The sequence below is a fragment of the Mesorhizobium loti genome, assembly GCF_013170705.1.
Classification (GTDB): Bacteria; Pseudomonadota; Alphaproteobacteria; order Rhizobiales; family Rhizobiaceae; genus Mesorhizobium; species Mesorhizobium loti_D.
In genome coordinates this window covers 4,530,685-4,553,215 of sequence record NZ_CP033334.1, presented here as the reverse complement: position 1 = coordinate 4,553,215, position 22,531 = coordinate 4,530,685, and the positions used below count along the sequence as shown (strand labels likewise).

18 protein-coding genes are annotated in these 22,531 nt (G+C 62.6%); 6 read left to right on the top strand and 12 right to left on the bottom strand.

Translation table 11 applies throughout. From position 1 onward, the window contains the following. The first annotated feature begins 119 nt into the window (after nucleotides 1-119). Both EB815_RS22150 and kynA read left to right on the top strand, forming a co-directional pair. Nucleotides 120-1,745 (top strand): AMP-binding protein, encoded by a 1,626-nt coding sequence (locus tag EB815_RS22150; protein WP_056577046.1) that lies wholly within the window; start codon nucleotides 120-122, stop codon nucleotides 1,743-1,745. Beyond that, a complete protein-coding gene (gene kynA / locus EB815_RS22145) occupies nucleotides 1,742-2,578 on the top strand; it encodes a tryptophan 2,3-dioxygenase (RefSeq protein ID WP_081294742.1) in 837 nt (278 codons plus the stop codon). The genes EB815_RS22150 and kynA overlap by 4 nt, the downstream gene beginning before the upstream one ends. 4 nt (nucleotides 2,579-2,582) lie before the next feature. Here the strand turns inward: kynA and kynU are convergent, their stop codons facing one another. The 4 genes from kynU to EB815_RS22125 are packed head-to-tail and all read right to left on the bottom strand — an operon-like array spanning nucleotide 2,583 to nucleotide 6,630. After that, nucleotides 2,583-3,830, bottom strand: coding sequence for a kynureninase (gene kynU / locus EB815_RS22140; protein WP_056577043.1), 1,248 nt, complete (start codon nucleotides 3,828-3,830; stop codon nucleotides 2,583-2,585). A 47-nt stretch (nucleotides 3,831-3,877) separates the two neighbouring features. Continuing rightward, nucleotides 3,878-4,801, bottom strand: a complete 924-nt coding sequence (locus tag EB815_RS22135; RefSeq protein ID WP_056577039.1) for an ABC transporter permease — start codon at nucleotides 4,799-4,801, stop codon at nucleotides 3,878-3,880. A 5-nt stretch (nucleotides 4,802-4,806) separates the two neighbouring features. After that, nucleotides 4,807-5,586, bottom strand: a complete 780-nt coding sequence (locus EB815_RS22130) for an ABC transporter ATP-binding protein (protein ID WP_056577036.1) — start codon at nucleotides 5,584-5,586, stop codon at nucleotides 4,807-4,809. A 57-nt stretch (nucleotides 5,587-5,643) separates the two neighbouring features. Continuing rightward, the gene (locus EB815_RS22125; protein WP_056577444.1) at nucleotides 5,644-6,630 is read right to left on the bottom strand and encodes an ABC transporter substrate-binding protein; all 987 of its coding nucleotides are present in this window, start codon (nucleotides 6,628-6,630) and stop codon (nucleotides 5,644-5,646) included. 154 nt (nucleotides 6,631-6,784) lie between these two features. Between EB815_RS22125 and EB815_RS22120 the strand changes: the two genes are divergently transcribed. Together EB815_RS22120 and lexA are read left to right on the top strand one after the other, a co-directional pair. Next, the gene (locus tag EB815_RS22120) at nucleotides 6,785-7,558 is read left to right on the top strand and encodes a GntR family transcriptional regulator (protein WP_056577441.1); all 774 of its coding nucleotides are present in this window, start codon (nucleotides 6,785-6,787) and stop codon (nucleotides 7,556-7,558) included. A gap of 352 nt (nucleotides 7,559-7,910) precedes the next feature. Then, nucleotides 7,911-8,648, top strand: coding sequence for a transcriptional repressor LexA (gene lexA / locus EB815_RS22115; protein WP_056577032.1), 738 nt, complete (start codon nucleotides 7,911-7,913; stop codon nucleotides 8,646-8,648). Here lexA and EB815_RS22110 read toward each other — a convergent pair. Further along, the gene (locus EB815_RS22110; RefSeq protein ID WP_065005089.1) at nucleotides 8,642-11,095 is read right to left on the bottom strand and encodes a ComEC/Rec2 family competence protein; all 2,454 of its coding nucleotides are present in this window, start codon (nucleotides 11,093-11,095) and stop codon (nucleotides 8,642-8,644) included. The genes lexA and EB815_RS22110 overlap by 7 nt on opposite strands. Before the next feature lie 102 nt (nucleotides 11,096-11,197). Here EB815_RS22110 and gltX point away from each other — a divergent pair, with 102 nt between their 5' ends. Further along, nucleotides 11,198-12,622: a glutamate--tRNA ligase gene (gene gltX / locus EB815_RS22105; protein ID WP_056577438.1), complete on the top strand. Its 1,425-nt coding sequence runs from the start codon at nucleotides 11,198-11,200 to the stop codon at nucleotides 12,620-12,622. 184 nt (nucleotides 12,623-12,806) lie between these two features. Then, nucleotides 12,807-14,135: a citrate synthase gene (gene gltA, locus EB815_RS22100; protein ID WP_056577025.1), complete on the top strand. Its 1,329-nt coding sequence runs from the start codon at nucleotides 12,807-12,809 to the stop codon at nucleotides 14,133-14,135. 102 nt (nucleotides 14,136-14,237) lie between these two features. Here gltA and lpxB read toward each other — a convergent pair whose 3' ends face one another. From lpxB to rseP, 7 genes are all read right to left on the bottom strand, one after another. Further along, on the bottom strand, nucleotides 14,238-15,410 hold the full coding sequence (lpxB, locus tag EB815_RS22095) for a lipid-A-disaccharide synthase (protein WP_056577022.1): 1,173 nt from the start codon (nucleotides 15,408-15,410) through the stop codon (nucleotides 14,238-14,240). Next, a complete protein-coding gene (locus tag EB815_RS22090) occupies nucleotides 15,403-16,302 on the bottom strand; it encodes an LpxI family protein (RefSeq protein ID WP_056577435.1) in 900 nt (299 codons plus the stop codon). The genes lpxB and EB815_RS22090 overlap by 8 nt, the downstream gene beginning before the upstream one ends. After that, complete coding sequence (lpxA, locus tag EB815_RS22085) at nucleotides 16,289-17,122, bottom strand: acyl-ACP--UDP-N-acetylglucosamine O-acyltransferase (protein WP_056577019.1); 834 nt, start codon at nucleotides 17,120-17,122, stop codon at nucleotides 16,289-16,291. The genes EB815_RS22090 and lpxA overlap by 14 nt, the downstream gene beginning before the upstream one ends. 13 nt (nucleotides 17,123-17,135) lie before the next feature. Next, complete coding sequence (fabZ, locus tag EB815_RS22080; RefSeq protein ID WP_056577016.1) at nucleotides 17,136-17,603, bottom strand: 3-hydroxyacyl-ACP dehydratase FabZ; 468 nt, start codon at nucleotides 17,601-17,603, stop codon at nucleotides 17,136-17,138. Further along, entirely contained in the window at nucleotides 17,596-18,651 is a 1,056-nt protein-coding gene (lpxD, locus tag EB815_RS22075) for a UDP-3-O-(3-hydroxymyristoyl)glucosamine N-acyltransferase (RefSeq protein WP_056577013.1), read from the bottom strand. Before lpxD ends, fabZ begins: the two co-directional genes overlap by 8 nt. 75 nt (nucleotides 18,652-18,726) lie before the next feature. Further along, nucleotides 18,727-21,099, bottom strand: a complete 2,373-nt coding sequence (gene bamA, locus EB815_RS22070; protein WP_056577009.1) for an outer membrane protein assembly factor BamA — start codon at nucleotides 21,097-21,099, stop codon at nucleotides 18,727-18,729. 217 nt (nucleotides 21,100-21,316) lie between these two features. Further along, nucleotides 21,317-22,459: an RIP metalloprotease RseP gene (rseP, locus tag EB815_RS22065; RefSeq protein ID WP_065005090.1), complete on the bottom strand. Its 1,143-nt coding sequence runs from the start codon at nucleotides 22,457-22,459 to the stop codon at nucleotides 21,317-21,319. Nucleotides 22,460-22,531 lie beyond the last annotated feature (72 nt).

Genomic DNA, 22,531 nt, shown 5'->3' with positions numbered 1-22,531 from the left:
TCGCCGAACAGGTGTAGCTGGCTGCACGAAGCCTCTCGCGAAAAGACGGGAACTTCAGATCCACCACCTCGGACAGGTGCTTCGCGCACTGGCCAGGCAGCAGACAGGATGGCGGCGACATGCTTGGGCCTTCAGCGCATATCGACACGTTCACGCGCGATCACCTGCCGCCGCCGGATCAGTGGCCGGACTTCCTGCTCGATGGCTTCGACTATCCCGACCGCCTCAACGCCGGCGTCGAGTTGACCGACAGGCTGGTCGAGAAAGGTCTCGGCGACCACACCGCGTTGATCGGCAATGGCCGTCGCCGCACCTACAAGGAACTGTCCGATTGGACGAACCGGCTGGCCCATGCGCTGGTCGAGAATTATGGCGTCAAACCGGGCAACCGGGTGCTCATCCGCTCCGCCAACAACCCCGCAATGGTCGCCTGCTGGTTGGCCGCCACCAAGGTCGGCGCCGTCGTCGTCAACACCATGCCGATGCTGCGCGCCGGCGAACTCACCAAGATCGTCGACAAGGCGGAGATCACCACCGCGCTCTGCGACACCAGGCTGATGGACGAGATGACCGCCTGCGCCAAGGACAGTGCGTTCCTCAAGCAGGTGATCGGCTTCGATGGCACCGCCAATCATGATGCCGAGCTCGATCGCGCCGCCCTTGACAAGCCGGTCACCTTCACTGCCGTCGAAACCGGCCGCGACGACGTCGCCCTGCTCGGCTTCACCTCGGGCACGACGGGCGTGCCGAAGGCAACGATGCATTTCCACCGCGACCTCCTGATCATCGCCGACGCCTATGCGCGCGAAATCCTCCAGGTCACGCCGGACGACATCTTTGTCGGCTCGCCGCCACTCGCCTTCACCTTCGGCCTTGGCGGCCTCGCCATCTTCCCCTTGCGCTTCGGCGCGGCGGCGACACTGCTGGAACAGGCGACGCCGCCCAACATGATCCACATCATCGAGACCTACAAGGCGACCATCTCCTTCACCGCGCCGACCGCCTATCGCGCCATGCTGAAGGCCATGGATGAGGGCGCCGACCTGTCATCGCTGCGCGTCGCCGTTTCGGCCGGCGAGACCTTGCCGGCTCCTGTCTTCGAGGAATGGACGAGGAAGACCGGCAAGCCGATCCTTGACGGCATCGGCGCCACCGAAATGCTGCACATCTTCATCTCCAACCGTTTCGACGACATGAAGCCCGCGTCCACTGGCAAGCCGGTAGTCGGCTACGAAGCACGCATCGTCGACGATGCGATGCGCGAGGTGCCGCGCGGCGAGACCGGACGGCTGGCGGTGCGCGGGCCGACCGGCTGCCGCTACATGGCCGATGACAGGCAGAAGGACTATGTGCGCGACGGCTGGAACCTCACCGGCGACACGTTTACCCAGGACGAGGACGGCTTCTTCCACTTCGCCGCGCGCTCCGACGACATGATCGTCAGCGCCGGCTACAACATCGCCGGCCCCGAGGTCGAGGCGGCGCTGCTGTCGCATCCCGATGTCGCCGAATGCGCCGTGATTGGCGCCGAGGATGGCGAGCGCGGCCAGATCGTCGAGGCGCATGTCGTGCTGGTGCAAGGCGTGGCAGCAGATGCATTGACCGTCAAGCGCCTGCAGGACCACGTCAAGGCGACGATCGCACCTTACAAATATCCACGATCGGTCAAGTTCATCGCCGCGCTGCCCAAGACCCAGACCGGCAAGATCCAGCGCTTCCGGCTGCGCACGGAGAAAATCCATTGAGCGAGCCATACGATCCGGCGTCCGAAGGCGCGCAGATGTCGTTCAAGGAACGCATGTCCTACAGCGACTATCTGCACTTGGAAAAAGTGCTGGAGGCACAGACGCCGCTGTCGTCGGCGCATGACGAGATGCTGTTCATCATCCAGCACCAGACCTCGGAACTGTGGATGAAACTCGCTTTGCACGAGATCGCCGCCGCCATCCGCTCCATCCGCGCTGATCGGCTCGAGCCGAGCTTCAAGATGCTGTCGCGCGTCGCGCGCATTTTCGAGCAGCTGAACAACGCCTGGGACGTGCTGCGGACCATGACGCCAAGCGAATACACCGAGTTCCGCGACGCGCTCGGCCAATCCTCCGGCTTCCAGTCCTGGCAGTATCGCGCCATCGAGTTCATGGCCGGCAACCGCAACCTCGCAATGCTTGGCCCACACAAGCACCGGCCGGACCTGAGCGGCAAGTTGGAAGCGATCCTGGCCGAGCCGTCGCTCTACGACGAAGCGCTGCTCCTGTTGGCGCGCAACGGGTTCGACATCGGCGCCGATGCCAAGCGCACGGACTGGCGTGAAACACGGACCGAGAATGAAGAGGTCCTGGTCGCCTGGCAGACCGTCTACCGCGATCCGCAGCGCTACTGGATGTTCTACGAACTGGCTGAAAAGCTGGTCGATTTCGAGGATTATTTCCGCCGCTGGCGTTTCAACCACGTCACCACGGTCGAACGCATCATCGGCCTGAAGCGCGGCACCGGCGGCACCTCAGGCGCTTCCTACCTCAAGAAGATGCTCGAGGTCGTGCTGTTTCCCGAACTGTGGACCGTCCGCACCCGGCTCTGAGATCTCAAGTCACCGCCGTCTTGACCGCGAAACGCGCTTCCTGCCAGGCGCCGGTGCGCAGTATGTCCTCCAGCACCTCGACCGCCTGCCACACGTCCCTGTAGCCGACATAAAGCGGCGTGAAGCCGAAGCGGATGGTCGACGGCGCGCGAAAATCGCCGATCACGCCGCGCTCGATCAGGGCCCGCATCACCTGGTAGCCATGCGGATGGAGGAACGACACCTGGCTGCCGCGCGCATTCCCGTCGCGTGGGCTTTCCAGTTCGAGCCCATAGGCGCCGCATCTGGCTTCGACGAGCTGGATGAACAGCTCAGTCAAGGCAATGCTCTTCTTGCGCACCGCCGCCATGTCGACCTGGTCCCAGATATCCAGCGCGCCCTTCAGCGCCCGCATCGACAGCACCGGCTGCGTGCCGCACAGGAACCGGCGGATGCCGCTGCCGGCGGCAAAACCTTGCTCGAAGGCGAACGGCCGAGCATGGCCCCACCAGCCGCTAAGCGGCTGATGGACATGGTCGTGATGGCGTGTCGCGGCATAGATGAAGGCCGGCGCGCCGGGGCCGCCATTCAGATACTTGTAGGTGCAGCCGATGGCGAAATCGGCATTGGCGGCATCGAGCTCGACCGGCAAGGCGCCGGCGGTGTGGCAAAGATCCCAGACGATCAGCGCGCCGGCCTCATGGGCCTTGCGCGTCAGGGCTGCCATGTCGCGCAGCTGTCCGGATTTATAATTGACGTGGTTGACCAGGATGACCGCGACGCGCTCGTCGATCAGCTCTTCAATGGTCGGGGCATCGACGCCCTCCAGCCGCAGCACCGTGCCCGGCCGCGTCGAGGCGACCCCTTCGGCCATGTAGAGATCGGTCGGAAAGCTGTCGCCTTCGGCGACGATCACCGTGCGGTCCGGCCGCATGGCAAGGGCGGCATGCAGCACCTTGTAGATGTTGATCGACGTCGTGTCGCAGACCACCGTCTGGCCCGCCGCGGCGCCGATCAGGCGCCCCAGTTGGTCGCCAAGCGCGACCGGCATATCAAACCAGCCGGCGGTGTTCCAGGCGCGGATGAGGTCCTGCGCCCATTCCTGGGTCGCGGCCTTCTGCAACTCATTGAAGACGGCTGGCGCCGCGGCGCCCAGCGAATTGCCGTCGAGATAGATCACGCCTTCCGGCAAAATGAACCGGTCGCGCATGGCACGCAGCGGATCCGCCGCATCCATGGCTTCCACTGCCGCGAGATCGAGCGTTGCACGCATGATTTGTGACGTCCCTGGGTTATTCACGTCTGATTATTCACGTCTGATTATTCACGGATCGCTTCGCGCGCCGGTGCCGGGCCCCGGCCGCGCTTGAGGCTTGGCAGAGCAAGCATGGCGAGCACGAACAGGCCCGTGGCAAGCTTCAGGTCGGGAGGCGGCATGCCGGCGGCAAGGCAGAACGACACCAGCTGGTAGTAGATGATCGCGCCGGCGAAGGGCGCCAGCAGCTGGCGCCAGACCGTCTGCTTGCCGACGACGGCCTCGCCGATCATCAGCGCGGCAAGGCCGTTGATGAGAATCCCCAGCCCCATATTGACGTCGGCGAAGCCCTGCGACTGCACCATCAGTGCGCCGCTCGAGGCCGAAAATGCACTCGCCAGTCCGACACCGCCAATGGTCGCCGCCCAGACATTGATGCCTTGAGCCTCGGCCATATCGGGATTGGCGCCCACGGCGCGCACGGCGGTCCCCTTCTCGGTCCTGAAAAACATGTACAGCGCCAGGAAGACGATGAGCGCGAGGAGGCCGGCGACAACGATCTTGCTGGCCGGAAAACCGGGCCGCGCGAACGGCACCCAGTCGAACACGGTGGGCGAGCCGAAGACGGAGAGGTTGGACTTGCCCATGATGCGAAGGTTGATGCTGTAGAGCATCGTCATCATCAGGATGCCCGCAAGAAGCGTGTGGATGCGGAAACGCAGATGGATGAAGGCGGTGCAGCAGCCCGCCGCGAAGCCCGCCGCGAATGCAACCACGATGGCCGCCAGCGGCGATACGCCGGCAGCCAGCAGCACGCCGCAGACGCAGCCACCTAGCGGAAACGCGCCTTCGCTGGTCAGGTCGGGAAAATTCAGCATGCGAAACGGGATCATGATCCCGAGCACGACAAAGGCCAGAATCAGGCTTTGCGCGAGCGTGACCGGGATGATCGCGACGAAGCTGGTGAGAACCTCCTGAACAAAACCCATGATTATCAGCTCGCCAGCAACATGCGGTCGGTCTTGACCGAAAAATGGCCGATCAGGTCGATGACCGTGACCCTCGCCTTCTCTTCCCCGGTGACTTCAAGCAGGACCCGGCCCGCATCGAGCATGATCACCCGGCTGCCATAGTCGACCGCGTGCTGCATGTTGTGGGTCACCATCAGGGTGGTCAGCTTCAGCGCGTTGACGGCACGCACCGTCGCCTGCATGACGATCTCGGCCGTGCGCGGATCGAGCGCGGCCGTATGTTCGTCGAGCAGCAGCAAATCCGGCGATCCGCCCACGGCCATGATCAGCGACAGCGACTGACGCTGCCCGCCCGAGAGCAAGTCGACACGGGTATCGAGGCGATTTTCAAGGCCGAGGCCCAATATCGACAGGCGCTCCTTGTAGGATGCAAGCCGCGTAGGGTTCAGCCCTTGCCGCAGCGTGCGTTTTTGGCTGCGCAGGTCGGCCAGCAGCATGTTCTCCGCCACCGTCATGCTGGCGGCTGTGCCGCGCATCGGATCCTGGAAGACGCGTGCCAATCTTGCGGCACGTTTGTACACCGGCATGGCCGTCACGTCGGCGCCATTGATCAGGATCTTGCCGGAATCCAGGACAAGAGCTCCGGAAATGGCATTGAGCATGCTGCTCTTGCCGGCTCCGTTGGAGCCGATGACGATGCCGAACTCGCCCGTGGCCAGCGACAGGCTGAGACCGTCCAGCGCGATCTTCTCGTCGGCCTGGCCCTTGTAGAATACTTTGCGCGCGGATCGGATCTCGAGCATCGTTCCTCCCTGACCTCAGGATGACGGCGCCGACGCCGTCATCCTTCGGTACCGATGTCAGTCGACGATGCAGCCGCAATCGGCCATCGACGCCGGTATTTCCATGCCGAACGCGGCCATCGCCTTGCGGGAAATCGTTGCCATGTGATCCTTGTAGGCAGGGCGCGACGGCGCGATCGTCTTGGGATCCTTGCCCTTGAGGATTTCGGCGGCGATGTTGCCGGCGTTGACGCCGACCTGGGTGTAATTGACCGCGAAGCTTGCCGGCACCGTGCCATTGCGGACCGCGCTGTCATCGGAGTTGACGATCGGGATTCCGGCCTGGCGAGCGGCCGCGGAGACAGCGGCGATCGCCGGCTGGATCAGGTTCGAAGCCGGGCCGTAGATCACGTCTGCCTTGCCGGCGAGCGCGGCGATGCGCTGCTGGATGTCATTGACGTTGTCGATGCCGACTTCGACGACCTCGAGACCGGCCGCCGGTGCGGCCGCCTTGATCTTCTCGACCAAGGCAACGTCATTGGCCTCGCCCGGATTGTAAGGAACGCCGAAGCGCTTGGCATTCGGCAGCAGCTTCTTGGTGAAGGCCATGACAGCGGCGACATCCTGCAGATCGCTGGCGCCGGTCATGCCTTCGTCTCCGGCGTCCCACGACGGCACCAGCTTGGCCGCGACCGGATCTGTGACAGCGGCAAAGACGATCGGAATGCCGGAACCGGCAAGCGCCTTCTTGGCGATCTGCGAGACCGGGGTGGTGATGGTGTAGATCAGCTTGGGCTGCTCCGCCTGCAGCTTGGCGATCATCTGCGGCACCAGCGATGCATCGAAATTGGTATGGCTCTCTGTGTAGACGACGTCCTTGCCCTCGACAAAACCATTGTCCGTCAGCGCTTTCTTGAAGCCGGCTATGGCGGCGTTGAGCTGCGGATGCTCGCCGAAATTGGCGATGCCGATGCGAATCTGGTCGGCGGCGGCACTCCCCGCGCTGACCATCAATGCGCCTGCCAGGGCCAATCCCGACAGCCAAGCGGATTTCGACTTCAACATCATTTCCTCCCAGATTTGATCAGCGCCGCTCATCGGGACGGCAACTGTGGCGATCATGGTCAGTCCGTCGCCACCTGTCAAACATTATATATAATTCTTGCCATAGGGCACCATCATATATAATTTTCACATGCCCGACGATGGACGGATCGCGATGCAGGACCAGAACAACTCCACGAAAACCGAGGCAGCCTATCAGCTGCTGCGGCGCGATATCCTGACCACACGCCTCATGCCGGGCGCGCCGCTCAAGCTGAGCGCGCTACGCGGTCAATACGGCGTCGGCTGGACACCGCTGCGTGAAGCCTTGTCTCGGCTTGAAGCCGAGCGCCTGGTTACCGCCATCAGCAATCGCGGCTTTGCCGTGGCTCCGGTGTCGCGGGCCGAACTCGAGGACCTGGCTCGCGCAAGGATGGTTGTGGAGATGCCGCTGTTCCTGGAATCGATCGAGAAAGGCGGCAGGGAATGGGAGGACACGGTTGTCACCGCCCACTACCGGCTCTCCCGCTGCAAGACCGCGGTCGACGACCCCTCGGATGCGGCCGTCGATCAATGGGACGAGAGCCACGAAGCCTTTCACGCGGCATTGCTGAGTGCCGCGACGTCCAACTGGCTGTTGCGCTTCCGCTCGACAATCGCTGATCAGTTACGGCGGCATCATCGTTTTCTCGGCCTGGCGCCGACATTGCGGGCGGCGGCCGGCCTCAAGCATGGCTATGGCGAGGCAATGGACGCTCTACGCGAGGCGATCGCGATCGAGCATCACACCGCGATCATGGAAGCGGCCCTCGATCGCGATGTCGAGCGGGCGAAGGCGCTGATGACGGCGCATATCGGCTACACGCTGCATGTCTACGTTCACAGCGAGGACAGCGCCGCGAACAATTACACCGCACGCGCCGGCAGCCTGAAGGCAATTTCGGGATGACTTCAGCGTTCTTGCTCTTGAGGCATGATCGTTGGCGTTTTGATTTCGTTTCGTTCCGCCAGGAAGGGATCGACCAACGACGCAAATCCAGCCTCTGGACGCCCTTGAGAAACCGATGCCAAGGTCCATCAAGAGGTAGGCCACAGGCGATTAACCAAAATGATTTCAATGCTCGCGTTGGCGGCGAAGGCGGTCGATCGCTGCGCACTGCCGGCGGCGGATAATTTCAGATGTCTTAACAAGTTCACTAAACTTTAAACAGTTGCGGAACACAACTGGAACAGATAGTGTTTGTTCTGGGTTTGTTTTTCGATTCCGATTCACACCCTTCGTTCAATGCCTGGGGGGCGCCATGCTGACGCGCAAGCAACATGAACTTCTGATGTTCATTCATGAACGGCTGAAGGAAAGCGGTATCCCACCCTCCTTTGACGAGATGAAGGAAGCGCTCGATCTCGCCTCCAAGTCAGGGATCCATCGCCTGATCACGGCGCTCGAGGAACGCGGCTTCATCCGCCGGCTGCCCAACCGGGCGCGGGCATTGGAAGTGCTGCGGCTGCCGGATTCGATCGCGCCAGGCCTCAATGCGGCAAAGAAATTCTCGCCTAGCGTCATTCAAGGCAGTCTTGGTCAGGGCGGCGTTGGCCGCCAGATCAAGCCGGCGCCGTCACGCTTGCCCTTTGCCGGGAATGACGACGACGCGGTCGCCGCCGTGTCGATCCCGGTGATGGGCCGTATCGCCGCCGGTGTGCCGATCGATGCCATCCAGCATCAGACGCATTCGATCTCGGTGCCGCCGGACATGATCATGGGTGGCGAACACTATGCGCTGGAGGTCAAGGGCGATTCGATGATCGAGGCCGGCATCTTCGATGGCGACACGGTCATTATCCGAAACGCCGATACGGCGAGCCCGGGCGAGATCGTCGTGGCGCTGGTCGACGAGGAGGAAGCGACCTTGAAGCGATTCCGCCGCAAGGGCGCTTCGATCGCCCTGGAAGCCGCCAACCCGGCCTACGAGACGCGCATTTTCGGGCCGGACAGGGTCAAGGTGCAAGGCAAGCTGGTCGGGCTGATCAGGCGCTACTGAGCAGGAGCGGCCGGCGTTTCGGGTTTTTGATAGGGCGGCAGTCCCCTCGCCTCACGCGAAAACTTTCGTTGCGCGTGCCAAGGCCGATACGGTCCGTCCACGGCGAAGCTGATGATTGGCGGACTGGTCGCCGATTGGCGGTCGAAGAAGACGGCGGCACTGCCCTTGCGTGCAAGTTGCCGTTTGGTGACGACGAGAACCAGCGGGTTGTGGCAGGCATCGTAGCCCGTCGCGTCATTGACAACGATCAGGTCGGCGAAGCCGCAGGCCTTCCAGGTAGCCTTGCGGTCTTCGACATGCGCGATGATCGCGCCAGACGGATGCCGGGCGAGACAGATGCCCTCCGTGCAATAAAACGGCGCCCCTGGCGGCAGATTGACGGCATCGGCAATATCGAATTGTCCCTCTGCCTTGTTGAACATCTCCGGTGCGACAATTGTTTCGGAGACCAGCGCGCGTTTCCAATTGTCGACGGTGAATTCGTTCGGGCGAGCCCGGCTGACCGCGAGTTCGCCACCGCCGATCGGCACCGCGACCAGGCGCGCGTCTTCCGAGATCAGCACATCCGGCGTGCGCGTATCCGACACCGTCAACAGGCCGGCGAGCGCGAATGGCACTGCCGCGAGCCGCAGCCATGTCGTCGCCATCGTTGCGATGACCAGTGCGATCGTCACCAGCAGCACCGAGTGCTGTGAAATCAGCCCGATCGCATCGACGGGGGAGCGTTCCGATATCCACGCCGATATGGCGATCATGGCCGTCAGCCCCTTGCCCATCACGTAGAGAAAGGGACCATCGGCACCAAAGGGCATCGCAAGAGAACTGAGAACAGCGAAAGGCATGACAATCAGAGAAACGATCGGCATGACGGCGAGATTGGCGAACAGGCTGAGCGGTGACACACGCTGGAAATGCCAGATGGCAAACAGCGCCGTGGCGCAGCCGGCAGTGATGGAGGTCATCGCCAACCCGCCCGTCGCCAGCAGGAATTTTCGCGTGAGAAAGCCCGGCAGGGACCGCTTTGGCGGCGGCGGTCTTGCCTTTCCCGCACGGTGATCCGCCCAGCCGGCATAGGCGCCGACCAGCGCGGCGGTCGCAGCGAAAGACATCTGGAAACTTGGACCGACCACCTCGTGCGGCGACACCACGATGACGGCGATTGCCGAGATGGCGAGGTTGCGCATGGTCAGCGCGGCGCGATCGAACAATACGGCAATCAGCATCACCGCCAGCATGATGAAGCTGCGCTCGGCGGCAACGACCACGCCTGAGATGATGAGGTAGGCGGCGATCGACAACAGTGCCACGGCGGCCGCGTATTTCTTCACCGACCGACGCGCGGAAAAATCCGGGAACAGCGCGAAGGCACCGCGCAACAGCCCCATGATGGTGCCGGCGACCAGCGCCATATGCAGTCCGGAAATGGAGATGATGTGATAGATGCCGGTGCGCCGCATTGATTCGTTGATTTCATCGGGAATGCCGGCGCGCACGCCAACGATCAGCGCTGCCGCGATCTCGCCTTCGGCGCCGCCAACAACGCCCCTGATGTGGTCGGCGATGGCTTCGCGCGCATTTTCTATCCCTGAAAACAGGCGGGCCGACAGGGGCATCTCATTGTCGTCGGCGGAGATGATTCTTGGATTGCCAAGGAAGAAGCCGCTACCACCGATGCCGGCAAAGTAGCTGTCGAACGAGAAATCGTAGCTGTCCGGCCGCACCGGACCTGTCGGCGGCAGCAGCTTCGCATAGCCCGATATCAGCGAGCCGGCTATCATGTCGTCAGGTATCTTGCGCGCCGAGAGCCGGACCCTTTCCGGCGCGTAACGCAGTTTTGGCCGGGCCGTCGACGTCACATCTATGGTCAATCGGATGCGGCCGGTCTCCATGCGGTCGAGCGAGACGACACGGCCGGTCACTTGCGTCGAGATTTCCGAACCCAGCATCCGGGTGCCAGCCCGCCAGGTCTCGACCTTGGCGGCAAGCAGGCCCAACGCGCACATCAATGCCGCCATGAAGGCCAGATGGGTTTTCGGCCAGGAGCGCGAGACAAGCGCACAGATCACCATCAGCACGACGATCGCCACAGGCTTTGCAAAGTCAGGCTCCGCCGCCAGCGCGTAATAGCCGATCGCACCAGCGGCCAGGCAGACCGGCACCAGCAGGAAGGCGATGCCTCGGTCAAGTTCCAGCTCCGCTGCCGTCGTCACACCGTGGCGCAGGCGAGGCAAGGAGGCCTGGCCAATTTGCCGCCCGATACGCGCAATCCTGCCAGTGGCGGGCGGAATTTGTGCTGGGGTACCCGCTGGCAAAGGTTGGCTGCCGGAGCCGGGAACGAGAGGTGATGGCGGCAGCGAGGCCGGCGGCGGGATCGCAAACAGGGAGCGTTCGCTGACGCCAACCACAGCGTCCTCGCCCTGATCCGAGCCCCGGCCACGTCCAGCCATCGGGTCTGCCCCTTGCACCCCTGACGCCCTATGCTACATGAACGCGCAACGCGCGAAAGTCCGCGCCGCCGCGCCCCGCTTCAGATGGTTTCCGAGAGTTTCATGTCCGACAAGGTCGTCACCCGTTTTGCCCCCTCGCCCACCGGTTACCTGCATATCGGAGGCGCGCGCACGGCACTGTTCAACTGGCTCTATGCCAAACATACCGCCGGCACGATGCTGCTGCGCATCGAGGACACCGATCGCGAGCGTTCGACCGATGCCGCGACGGCCGCCATCCTGGACGGCCTCACCTGGCTCGGTCTTGGCTGGGACGGCGATGCGGTTTCGCAATTCGAGCGCGCCCCGCGCCACCGCGAGGTCGCGGAGGAGCTCGTGCGCATGGGCAAGGCCTATTACAGCTACGAGACGCCTGCCGAACTGGAGGCGATGCGCGAGGCGGCTCGCGCCAAGGGTCTGCCGCCGCGCTACAATGGCCAGTGGCGCGATCGCGATCCGTCCGAGGCGCCAGCCGGCGTCAAGGGCGCAATCCGCATCAAGGCGCCGACCGAGGGCGAGACGATCGTCCAGGATCGCGTCCAGGGCGAGGTGCGCTTCCCCAACAAGGATCTCGACGACTTCATCATCCTGCGTTCGGACGGCAACCCCACCTACATGCATGCCGTCGTCGTCGACGACCACGACATGGGTGTCACGCACATCATCCGCGGCGACGACCACCTGACGAATGCCGCCCGCCAGACGGTGATCTACAATGCCATGGGTTGGGACGTGCCGTCGATGTCGCATATCCCGCTGATCCACGGCGCCGACGGCGCCAAGCTTTCGAAGCGTCACGGCGCGCTCGGCGTCGAGGCCTATCGGGCCATGGGCTACCTGCCGGAGGCGCTGCTCAACTACCTGGCGCGCCTGGGCTGGAGCCACGGCGACGACGAGATCATGTCGATCAAGGACATGATCTCCTGGTTCGACATCGGCGACGTCAACAAGGGCGCGGCCCGCTTCGATTTCGCCAAGCTGGAAGCGATCAATGGCGCGCATATGCGCCGCATGGCCGATGCCGAACTGTTCGACATCTTCATCGCCACCCTGCCCTATCTCGAGGGCGGCCCGGCGATGGCCGCGCGCCTTGACGACACGAAGAAGGCGCAGTTGCTGGCAGCCCTTCCGGGGCTGAAGGAGCGTGCCAAGACGCTGGTCGAGCTTGTCGATGGCGCGGCCTTCCTGTTCGCCACGCGCCCGCTGCCGCTCGACGACAAGGCCACGCTCTTGCTCAACGACGAAGCGCGCAAGATCCTGCGTGGCGCTCACGAAGCTTTGAACGCGGTTTCGGGCGACTGGACGGCTGCCGCGGCGGAGGCCGCGACCCGCGATTATGCGCTGGCCGGCGGCCACAAGCTTGGCGCCGTGGCCCAGCCCCTGCGGGCCGCGCTGACTGGCAAAAGCACCTCGCCGGGTGTGTTCGACGTGCTTGCCGTGCTTGGGCGCGAGGAGAGCCTGGCGCGCATAGCGGATCAAATCGATTAGGAGCAAACTGGCCCAAGAAGATTGGCATTGAAAGGCGCGTTTCGCAGTGCAACATTAGGTCTTGGCCCAATCTGGCACGCACCTCCTAAAATGCGGTGGCGAATACGCGCATTGCGGTGATTTCGACGTGTCGCTCTGCAGAAATTTGCCTTTGCCGGCATGAGGAAACAAGAAGGAGTTTGCAATGACCGAAGCTGCGAAAAAACTGGATGTGGGCGGCAAGAACCAAGAAGCTACGGCAACGCTTGAATTCGCCGGCAAGACCCATGAATTCAAGGTGCGAAGCGGCTCCGTCGGGCCTGACGTCATCGACATCGCTTCGCTCTACAGCACCACCGGCGCGTTCACCTACGACCCCGGTTTCACCTCGACCGCAAGCTGCGAGTCCGAAATCACCTTCATCGACGGCGATGCCGGCATCCTCTTGCATCGTGGCTATCCGATCGACCAGTTGGCTGAACACGGCGACTTCCTCGAAGTCTGCTATCTCCTGCTCTACGGTGAACTGCCGACCAAGGCGCAGAAGGACGATTTCGATTACCGCGTAACGCGCCACACCATGGTGCACGAGCAGATGTCGCGCTTCTTCACCGGCTTTCGCCGCGATGCGCACCCGATGGCGGTGATGTGCGGCGTGGTCGGCGCGCTGTCGGCCTTCTATCACGACTCCACCGACATCTCCGACCCGTACCAGCGCATGGTCGCTTCCATGCGGCTGATCGCCAAGATGCCGACGATCGCGGCCATGGCCTACAAGTACCACATCGGCCAGCCCTTTATTTACCCGAAGAACGATCTCGGTTTCGCGGCAAACTTCCTGCATATGTGCTTTGCGGTGCCGTGCGAGGAGTACAAGATCAACCCGGTACTGGCGCGCGCCATGGAGCGCATCTTCATCCTGCACGCCGATCACGAGCAGAATGCCTCGACCTCTACGGTTCGCCTCGCCGGCTCTTCCGGCGCCAACCCGTTCGCCTGCATCGCCGCCGGCATCGCCTGCCTGTGGGGCCCGGCCCATGGCGGCGCCAATGAAGCGGCGCTCAACATGTTGGGCGAGATCGGCCATGTCGATCACATCCCGGAATTCATCGCCCGCGCCAAGGACAAGAACGATCCGTTCCGGCTGATGGGTTTCGGCCACCGCGTCTACAAGAACTACGATCCTCGTGCGAAAATCATGCAGAAGACGGCGCACGAGGTCTTGGGCGAACTCGGCATCAAGGACGATCCGCTGCTCGACATCGCCATGGAACTGGAAAAGATCGCGCTGACCGATCCCTATTTCATCGAGAAGAAGCTCTATCCGAATGTCGACTTCTATTCCGGCATCACGCTCAAGGCGCTGGGCTTCCCCACCACCATGTTCACCGTGCTGTTCGCGGTCGCCCGCACCGTGGGCTGGATCGCGCAGTGGAAGGAGATGATCGAGGATCCGCGCCAGAAGATCGGCCGCCCGCGTCAGCTCTACACCGGCGCGCCGGAGCGTGACTACGTGCCGATCGCCAAGCGCTGATGAGAAGAAGTCAGTAGTCAGTAGTCAGTAGTCAGTAGTCAGTAGTGATGGTCAACTTCACTACCCACTACCCACTACCCACTACTCACTACTCACTACTCGCTATCTCGCCCTCTTGACGTACCCCATCACCACCTGCGCCGCTATCTCGCCCGACGGCCTGTCCGTCGCCATGCGCCGCGCGATCTCGGCAAAACCGTCTTTCTGCCAGGCGCGCATGCCGCTGTCGGCGAACAGCGCTTCCATCTGCCGGGCCAGGTTGTTCGGCTTGACGTACTCGTTGTAGAACTCCGGAATAAGCGCACGATCCGCAATCAGGTTGGGCAGCAGCGCCGACCAGACGGAAACGAAATAGGGCGCAATGGCACGTGCTATGGGATCGAGCCTGTAGCACGAGACCATCGGCACACCCGACAGCGCCAGCTCCAGCGATACGGTTCCCGATGCGATCAGCGCGGCATCGGCCTTGCCGAAAGCCTGCCATTTGCGTTGGGGATCAACAATGATCTCTGGCTTTTCATCCCAACGATTGACCGAGGATTTGACGAGGTCGGCGACATGGGGAACCGTCGGCAGCAACAGCCGCAGCCTATGCCCGCGCGCGCGCAGCATCGACACCGTCTCGCCGAATGGTTCGATCAGCCGGCGCACCTCGCCGCGCCGCGAGCCGGGCAGCACCAGCAATGTCTTGATACGGTCCTGGGCAAGATCGCGCGGCAATTCCTGCGCCTTCGCGGCGGCAAGCACGCCCGCCTCATGCGTGAGGCGATGCCCGACATAGGTGCCGGGCGGGCCACCCAGCCGCTCGAGTTCCTTCACCTCGAACGGCAGGATGCAAAGGATATGGTCGACGTAAGGCTTCATCGCCACCGCCCTGCCCGGCCGCCACGCCCAGACGCTTGGACAGACATAGTGGATGATGGGAATCGACGGATTGGCCGCACGCACCTTCCTGGCGACACGCAAGGAAAAGTCGGGGCTGTCGATGGTGACCAGACAGTCCGGCTTCTCGTCCGCGATGGTTTTGGCCAGTTGGCCGATCCGCCTTATGAGGCGCGGCAGATCGCGCAGGACGGCGCTGAAACCCATCAGTGCGATCTCGCCGGCATCGAAGGGCGACACCAGGCCCAATTCGCCGAGGTGCCGGCCTCCCAAGCCGACGAGTTGCACCTCTCGGCCCGTCATATGGCGGAGAGAACGGACGATGTCGGCGCCAAGCAGATCGCCTGATTCCTCACCCGCGACGATCGCGACCTTCAGCGCCTTGTCAGCCATGCGTCGGCTCCGCTGCGGCCAGGCCGACGATGAACAGACCGAGTTCATTGGCGCGCGACAGGGTTGCGGGGCCCTCGAGGATCAGTGAGCGTCCCGCCTCGACGGCAATGCCCGCAAGCCCGGCCGCGTGGGCTGCTTCGATCGTCTGCGGTCCTATGGACGGAAGATCCGCGCGCAGCTCCTGGCCGGGCTTGGCGCATTTGACCAGGACACCGCGCGTTTTTCCGGCGATGCGGCCGTGGCCACGCAGCAGCCTGGCGCGATCGAGCAGTCCGGCCGTGCCCTCGATGCCCTCGAGCGCGATGGTCCGGCCGCCGACCGCGATCGCCGCTTGGCCGATATCCAGTGCTCCGATGGCCTTTGCCGCCGCGAAGCCCGCCTCGATGTCGCGCCAGTCGGACTTCCGCGGCTCCACCTTGGTCAAGGTCCCTTCGGCCGCCACAAGGTTCGGCACGATCTCGTGGGCACCCACGACCTTTATTCCTCGTGCCTCGAGGCCTCGCGCCACCACTTTCAGCAGCCCATCGTCGCCGCGCGCCAGTGCCATCACGACAACCGGTATCACCGCAAGCAGGCTGAGGCTTGGGCGCAGATGCGTCAGCCTTGGCCGGCGCTTGATCTCGCCGGCAAGCACAAGATGGGTAATCCGGTGGCGCTTGAGCAATGGAACAAGCGAGCCGATCGCCTCCAGGGCCAGGGTCTCATGGTCATACTGGCGCAATTCCACCAAGCGGTCGGCCTCGCCGTCCATGAGGACGACGAAGGGCGGGTACCCCTGCTCGGCCGAGCCGGCCGCGACTTCGACGGGAAGGCTGCCGCCGCCGGCGATGATGCCGACCCTGGCACCTGGCGGGAGATCAAGACCAGCAGAAGCCGTCTCAGTCTTCATCATCGGCATCGTCGCCGTCGCTGCCCTTGAGCGATGGCACCGCATAGTGCCGCTTGCCGCGACTGCTGATGAAATCGATGATCTTCATGGCGGTCGGCGAAGAGGCGAACTCGGCCTTGGCGAATTCAATGTTCTCGCCGACGGTGCGGGAGCGGTCGAAGATCGTCCTGTAAGCCTTGCGCAACAGATAGATCTCGGAACGCGGCAGACCGGCGCGCTTGAGGCCGATGATGTTCAAGCCACGCAAGCTGGCGCGGTTGCCAACGGCAATGGCGTAGGGAATGACATCACCGACAAAAGCCGAGCATCCGCCAAGAAAGGCGTTATCGCCGACGCGCACGAACTGATGAACGGCGCTCAGGCCGCCAATATAGACGTTATCGCCGATCTCGCAGTGTCCGCCCAGCGTCGCGCCATTGGCGAAGGTGGCGTTCTTGCCGACCACGCAATCATGGGCGATGTGGGCATAGGCAAGGAAATTGCCGTTGTCGCCGACTGTCGTCTCGCCGCGGCTGGTATCCGTGCCGACATGCATGGTGACGCCTTCGCGGATGGTGCAATTGGCGCCGATGACCAGCGTGGTGCGACCGCCCTTGTGCTTGGTGTTCTGCGGCGGCGCGCCCAATGTCGCCATCGGATAGACCTTGGTGGACGCCCCGATAGTGGTCGCGCCCATCACCGAGACATGGCTGACCAGTTCGACGCCATCACCGATCACAGCATCGGCGCTGATATGGCAAAACGGCCCTATGCGCACACCCTGGCCGATTTGAGCGCCCTCTTCCACGACGGAAGAAGGATGGATTGAAGTCTTGATTTTCATAGGCACTCGATCGTCAGTCGCCGGTGACCATCATGGCTGAAATCTCGGCCTCGGCTGCCTTGGTGCCATCGACCAGGGCTTCACAGGCGAATTTGAGCAGGTTGCCGCGCTTCTTGATTTTCTTGACATGGATCTTCAACTGGTCGCCGGGAACGACCGGTTTGCGGAATTTGGCATTGTCGATGGTCAGGAAATAGACCAGCGACGGCTTCGACGCCCCAAGGCTTCGGATGCAGATGGCGCCCGCCGTCTGTGCCATGGCCTCGACGATCAGCACGCCCGGCATCACGGGTTGCTCCGGGAAATGCCCCTGAAAATGCGGCTCGTTGATGGTGACGTTCTTGATGCCGATGGCGGATTCATCGCCGTCGATGTCGATGATGCGGTCGATCATCAGGAAGGGATAGCGGTGCGGCAGAAGCTTCATCAGCCCCAATATGTCGACCGCTTCCAGCGTAGTCGCCGCCACCATATCAGCCATTGTCCTTGCCCTGCTTGCGTGCCCTGGCCATCGTGCGCAACATGGCTATCTCCCGCATGGCTTCCGCCATCGGCTGTGCCGGATAACCGCCCCAGATCTCGCCGGCAGGGACATTGCTCATAAATCCACTTCTGGCTGCAAGCTTGGCTCCTGTGCCGATGGTCAGGTGATCGGCAAGTCCGACGCCGCCGCCCATCGTGACATTGTCACCCACGACCACGGAACCGGAAATACCTGAAAGCCCGGCCACTATGCAATTGCGACCAATGCGGACGTTATGGGCGATCTGGACGAGATTGTCGATCTTGGTACCCTGGCCGATGATCGTATCGGACATGGCGCCACGATCGACTGTCGAATTGGAGCCGATCTCGACATCATCCTGGATGACAACCCGCCCGATCTGGGGAACCCGTTCCGGCCCCTTGGCGCCGGCAACGAAGCCGAAGCCGTCCTGGCCGATCCTGGCGCCGCCATGGATGATGACCCGGTTGCCGATCAGCGCATACTGGATGCTGGCACCCGGGCCGACATAGCCGTCACGGCCGATCTGGCAAGACTGTCCAATGACCGCGTTGGGTGCGACGACGGTACCGCTGCCAATCGAGACGCCCGGCCCGATGACCGCGCCGGCCTCGATGATAGCGCCGGCTTCGATATGCGCGGTCGGATCGACATGGGCATGCCGCGAAACTCCGGTTTCACCTGTCATTGGCCCCGGCGTGGCGGCTGTCGGGAACAGCAGCCGGCCGACGAGCGCGAATGCCTGTTGCGGCCGTGGGTGGATCAGCACAGCGACACCGGCCGGCGCCTTGTTGGCGAATTCCGCCGGACACAGGACCGCGGCCGCCCGCAGCGACGGCATCAGCGCGGAATTGCGCCTGCCGTCAACGAAGACGAGCGCGTTGGCGGCGCCTTCGTTGGCTGGCGCCAGCGCTTCGATCGAAACGTCGGATTGGCCGGAATCGACAAGCACCGAGCCGGTCAGATTCGCGACTTCGGCCGCCGTATACCGGCGTGATGGCGCGAAGAACACCGGGTCGGTCATTCCAGAAGCTATATCCAGCTAGGTCGGAACATTTCTCCCGGATCAACACAACCCGGGAGCATCGTTGGCCGCCGATCAGAAGCGGGTCGATATGCCGAAGTTGAATTCCTGCACGTCATCGTGCGCTTGCTTCTTGACCGGGATCGCGTAGTCGATACGGATCGGACCGAACGGCGAGGCCCACATCAGGCCGACGCCCACCGAGGCACGCAGCTTCATATCGAGAGAGGCCTGGTCGACCGTCGTGCTGATCTTGCTGCCGTAGAGCGTCGCAGCGTCCGCAAATACGGCACCGCGGAGACCGAAGCTCTCGGGAACGACCGGCAATGGGAACTGAGCTTCGGCCGAGGCATTGAAATAGGTTACCCCGCCTAGATGGTCGCCCGTATTCGGGTCCACCGGACCGATGCCATTATACGCAAAGCCACGGATCATGCGGTCGGTGCTCTGGAACTGATCGAAGATGCGCAGAGTACCATTATTGCCATAACTCTCGACATGACCGGCGCCGCCCGAAATCAGCCCGACCAGATCAAGCTGTTCGGAAAGCGTCTGGTAGATGCTGCCGCGCCCGGTAAGCTTCACGAACTTGGCATCACCACCAAGTCCGGCCACTTCCACAGTCGTATTGGCATAGATGCCTTCATGCGGGTTCTTCATGTCGTCGATCGTGTTGTAGACCAGCCCCAGGCTGATCGACGACTTGATCCAGGGGCTTTGAGCAATGCCGTCCAGGATGGCGGGCGAAATCGTGCAGGTGCCGTCTGGATTCCCAATGGTGGTAGGACCGCAACCGTCGTCGACCTTATACTTCTCCTGAGAGATATTGTACGCCAGCTGGGTGGTTATGTTGTTGGTAATCGGCAGCCCGAAGCGGATCGTCGCACCGGTGGTGTCGCTGTCATAATTGTTATTGTACTGCCTCGTCGACTTGTAGATGTCGAAGCCGGCGGCGATGCGCCGCCCGAGGAAATACGGCTCGGTGAACGAAATGCTGTAGTCGCGCGAATTCTTGCCGCCACCCGCCGACAGCTTGATGAACTGGCCACGACCGAGGAAGTTGCGCTCGGTGATCGATCCTTCGACGGACGGGCCCGCCGTATCGCCACCGGTCGAATAGCCGGCGCCAATGGAGAATTCACCTGTCGACTTCTCGACCACATCGACCACCAGCACGACCTGGTCCGGCTGGGAGCCGGGCACGGTCGAGATGTCGACTTTCTCAAAGTAGTTCAGAGCTTCCAAGCGCTTCTTCGCGCGCTGGATGAGCACCTGGTTGAACGCATCGCCTTCGCTGACGTCGAATTCGCGGCGAATGACATAGTCGCGCGTGCGATCGTTGCCGCGGATCTCGATGCGCTCGATATAGGCTTTGGTGCCCTGGTCGACCGTATAGACCACCGAAATCGTATGGTTCTCGAAGTTGCGGTCGCCGCGCGGCGTCACCTGTGCGAAGGCATAGCCGGAGCCGGCCACCTTCTCGGTCAGCGCGATGATGGAATCCTCAACCTTCTTGGCATTGTAGACGTCGCCCTTGCTGGTCTCGACTACTGATTCCAGCGACTTGGAGTCGACTTCGGGGATCGTGCTTTCGACGCTGACGTCACCGAAGGTGTAGCGCTCGCCTTCCTGGACGGTGATGGTGACCGTGTATTTGTTCGTTGCGCTGTCGAGTTCGCCGACAGCCGACACGACCTGGAAATCGGCATAGCCGTGATTGTAGTAGAAGCGGCGCAGCAGCTCCTGGTCAGCGCGCAGCTTGTCCTCGTCATAGACGTCATCCCGCAGGATGAACGAAACCCAGGACGAACGCTTGGTGTTGATCACGTCCGACAGGCGGCGGCTCGAATAGGCGCTGTTGCCGACGAAGTTGATCGCCGCGATCTGCGTGCGGTCGCCTTCCGTGATATGGAAGACCACGTTCACGCGGTTGTCGCCGAGTTCCATGATCTGCGTGGTCACGCCGGCATCGTCGCGGCCGATGCGCCGGTAAGCGGCCTTGACCGCCTCGACATCGGAATCAAGCGTCGCCTGCGAGAACGTCCCGCGCGGCTTCAGCTGAACCGCGGCCTGAAGCGCATTGTCCTTGAGCTTCTTGTTGCCCTGGAACAGCACCTGGTTGACGACCTTGTACTCGGCAACCTTGACCACCAGCGTCGAACCGACCTGGTTGATCTGGACATCCGAGAACAGGCCGGTGCCGAACAGCGCCTTGACCGCGCTGTCGATGTCGGAACTGGAGAAGGCCTTGCCCGGCTTGATGGTGATGTAATTGCGGATGGTCTCGGCGTCGACACGCTGGTTGCCGGTCACCTCCACCCTGCTTACGACAGCGGCTTCAGCCGCCGATGTGGCAACGAATTGCACCGCGAGCGCACCTGGTACGACCAGAGCGGCGGACAGTGCCGCCGCTGACGCGGCGTTCAGAAACTTGGATGCTGCCTTCATCGGGCTTAATAACCTTTTCTCGTAGTCCCCACGGCGAGAAAACCGGACGTGCGGTAATTTCCCCTACCGTATTAACCGGATTTTCCCTACACGCAAGGCTTCTGGTTAATTTGTATTTACTTAACCCTGATGCGTGGCTTTCGCGTCACTCATATCCCCGTGCATGGTAAACGGCGTCTCAACATCGGCCATGCCGAGGCCGAATTTCTTCATGATTTCAGCATCCAAAGAGATCATTCCAGAACACGAAACCCATGAAGCACAGGACAAGGAGCAGACCGGCCCGATAGGCCATTTCCATCATCCGTTCCGACACCGGCCGGCGAATGACAGCCTCCACCCCGTAGAACAAGAGATGGCCGCCGTCGAGGGGGGGAATCGGCAAAAGATTGAGAATACCTATCCCGACAGACAGCAGCGCGACGAGCTGAACCAGCCACTCGAAACCCAGTTTCGCGGCCTTGCCCGCCATGTCGGCGATCTTGACCGGACCACCCAACTGGCACTTGTCCTCGCGCCCGGCGGCGAAACGCTGCAGGAACTGGCCGGTGCGCTCGATGACGTGGCCAGTTTCCTCGACGGCCGCCGCAACGGCACCGACCGGTGTGTAGGTGATGAGACGGGGCTGGCCGAGTTCCTTGTTGTTGACGACGCCGATCACGGCGACCTTGACCTTGTTGCCAAGCGCGTCTTCCTGCTCCATCAACTGCGGGGTCGCGGTGACCGTGACTTCCTTGCCATCGCGCAGCATGACGAAGGTGATGGTGTCGCCAGCCCGGCCCGAGACCAGCCGCTGCACATCGCCGAAGGTTTCGACCTTGCTGCCGTCAACGCTGACGAATCGGTCCCCGGGCAGGATGCCGGCCTTCGCCGCGGGGCTGTCCGTCGTAACCTCCGCCACCATGGGCTCCGCGACATAACGCCCATAGGCCGCGAACAGGACGGCAAAGACGACGATCGTCAGCAGGAAATTGAACAGAGGCCCGGCCGCCACGGTCGCCGCGCGCTTCCAGATCGCCTGGGTGTGGAAGGCGACCTTGCGCTCCTCGTCGGTCAGCGTCTCGAGCTCATCCGAGGTGGGTTGGCTGGAGGTGGCGTTCATGTCGCCGACAAATTTGACATAGCCGCCAAGCGGTATGGCGCAAAGCTTCCAGCGCGTGCCATGCCCATCGTTGAAGCCGATGATTTCGGGACCGAAGCCGATCGAAAAGGCCTTGACCCCGATGCCGCACCAGCGGCCGACGAGGTAGTGGCCCATTTCGTGGACGAACACCACCACGGTTAGAACGAAGAGAAACGGCACGAGCGTGCCGAGAAAGAAGCCTTCCGTGCTGAAAATCGCGTGAAGAATCTCGTTCAATTCAGGTCCTCAAATTCTTCCGCAGTTGCGCCGTGACTGTGACATCAATCCAGGCGAATCCAAGGCGCGCCC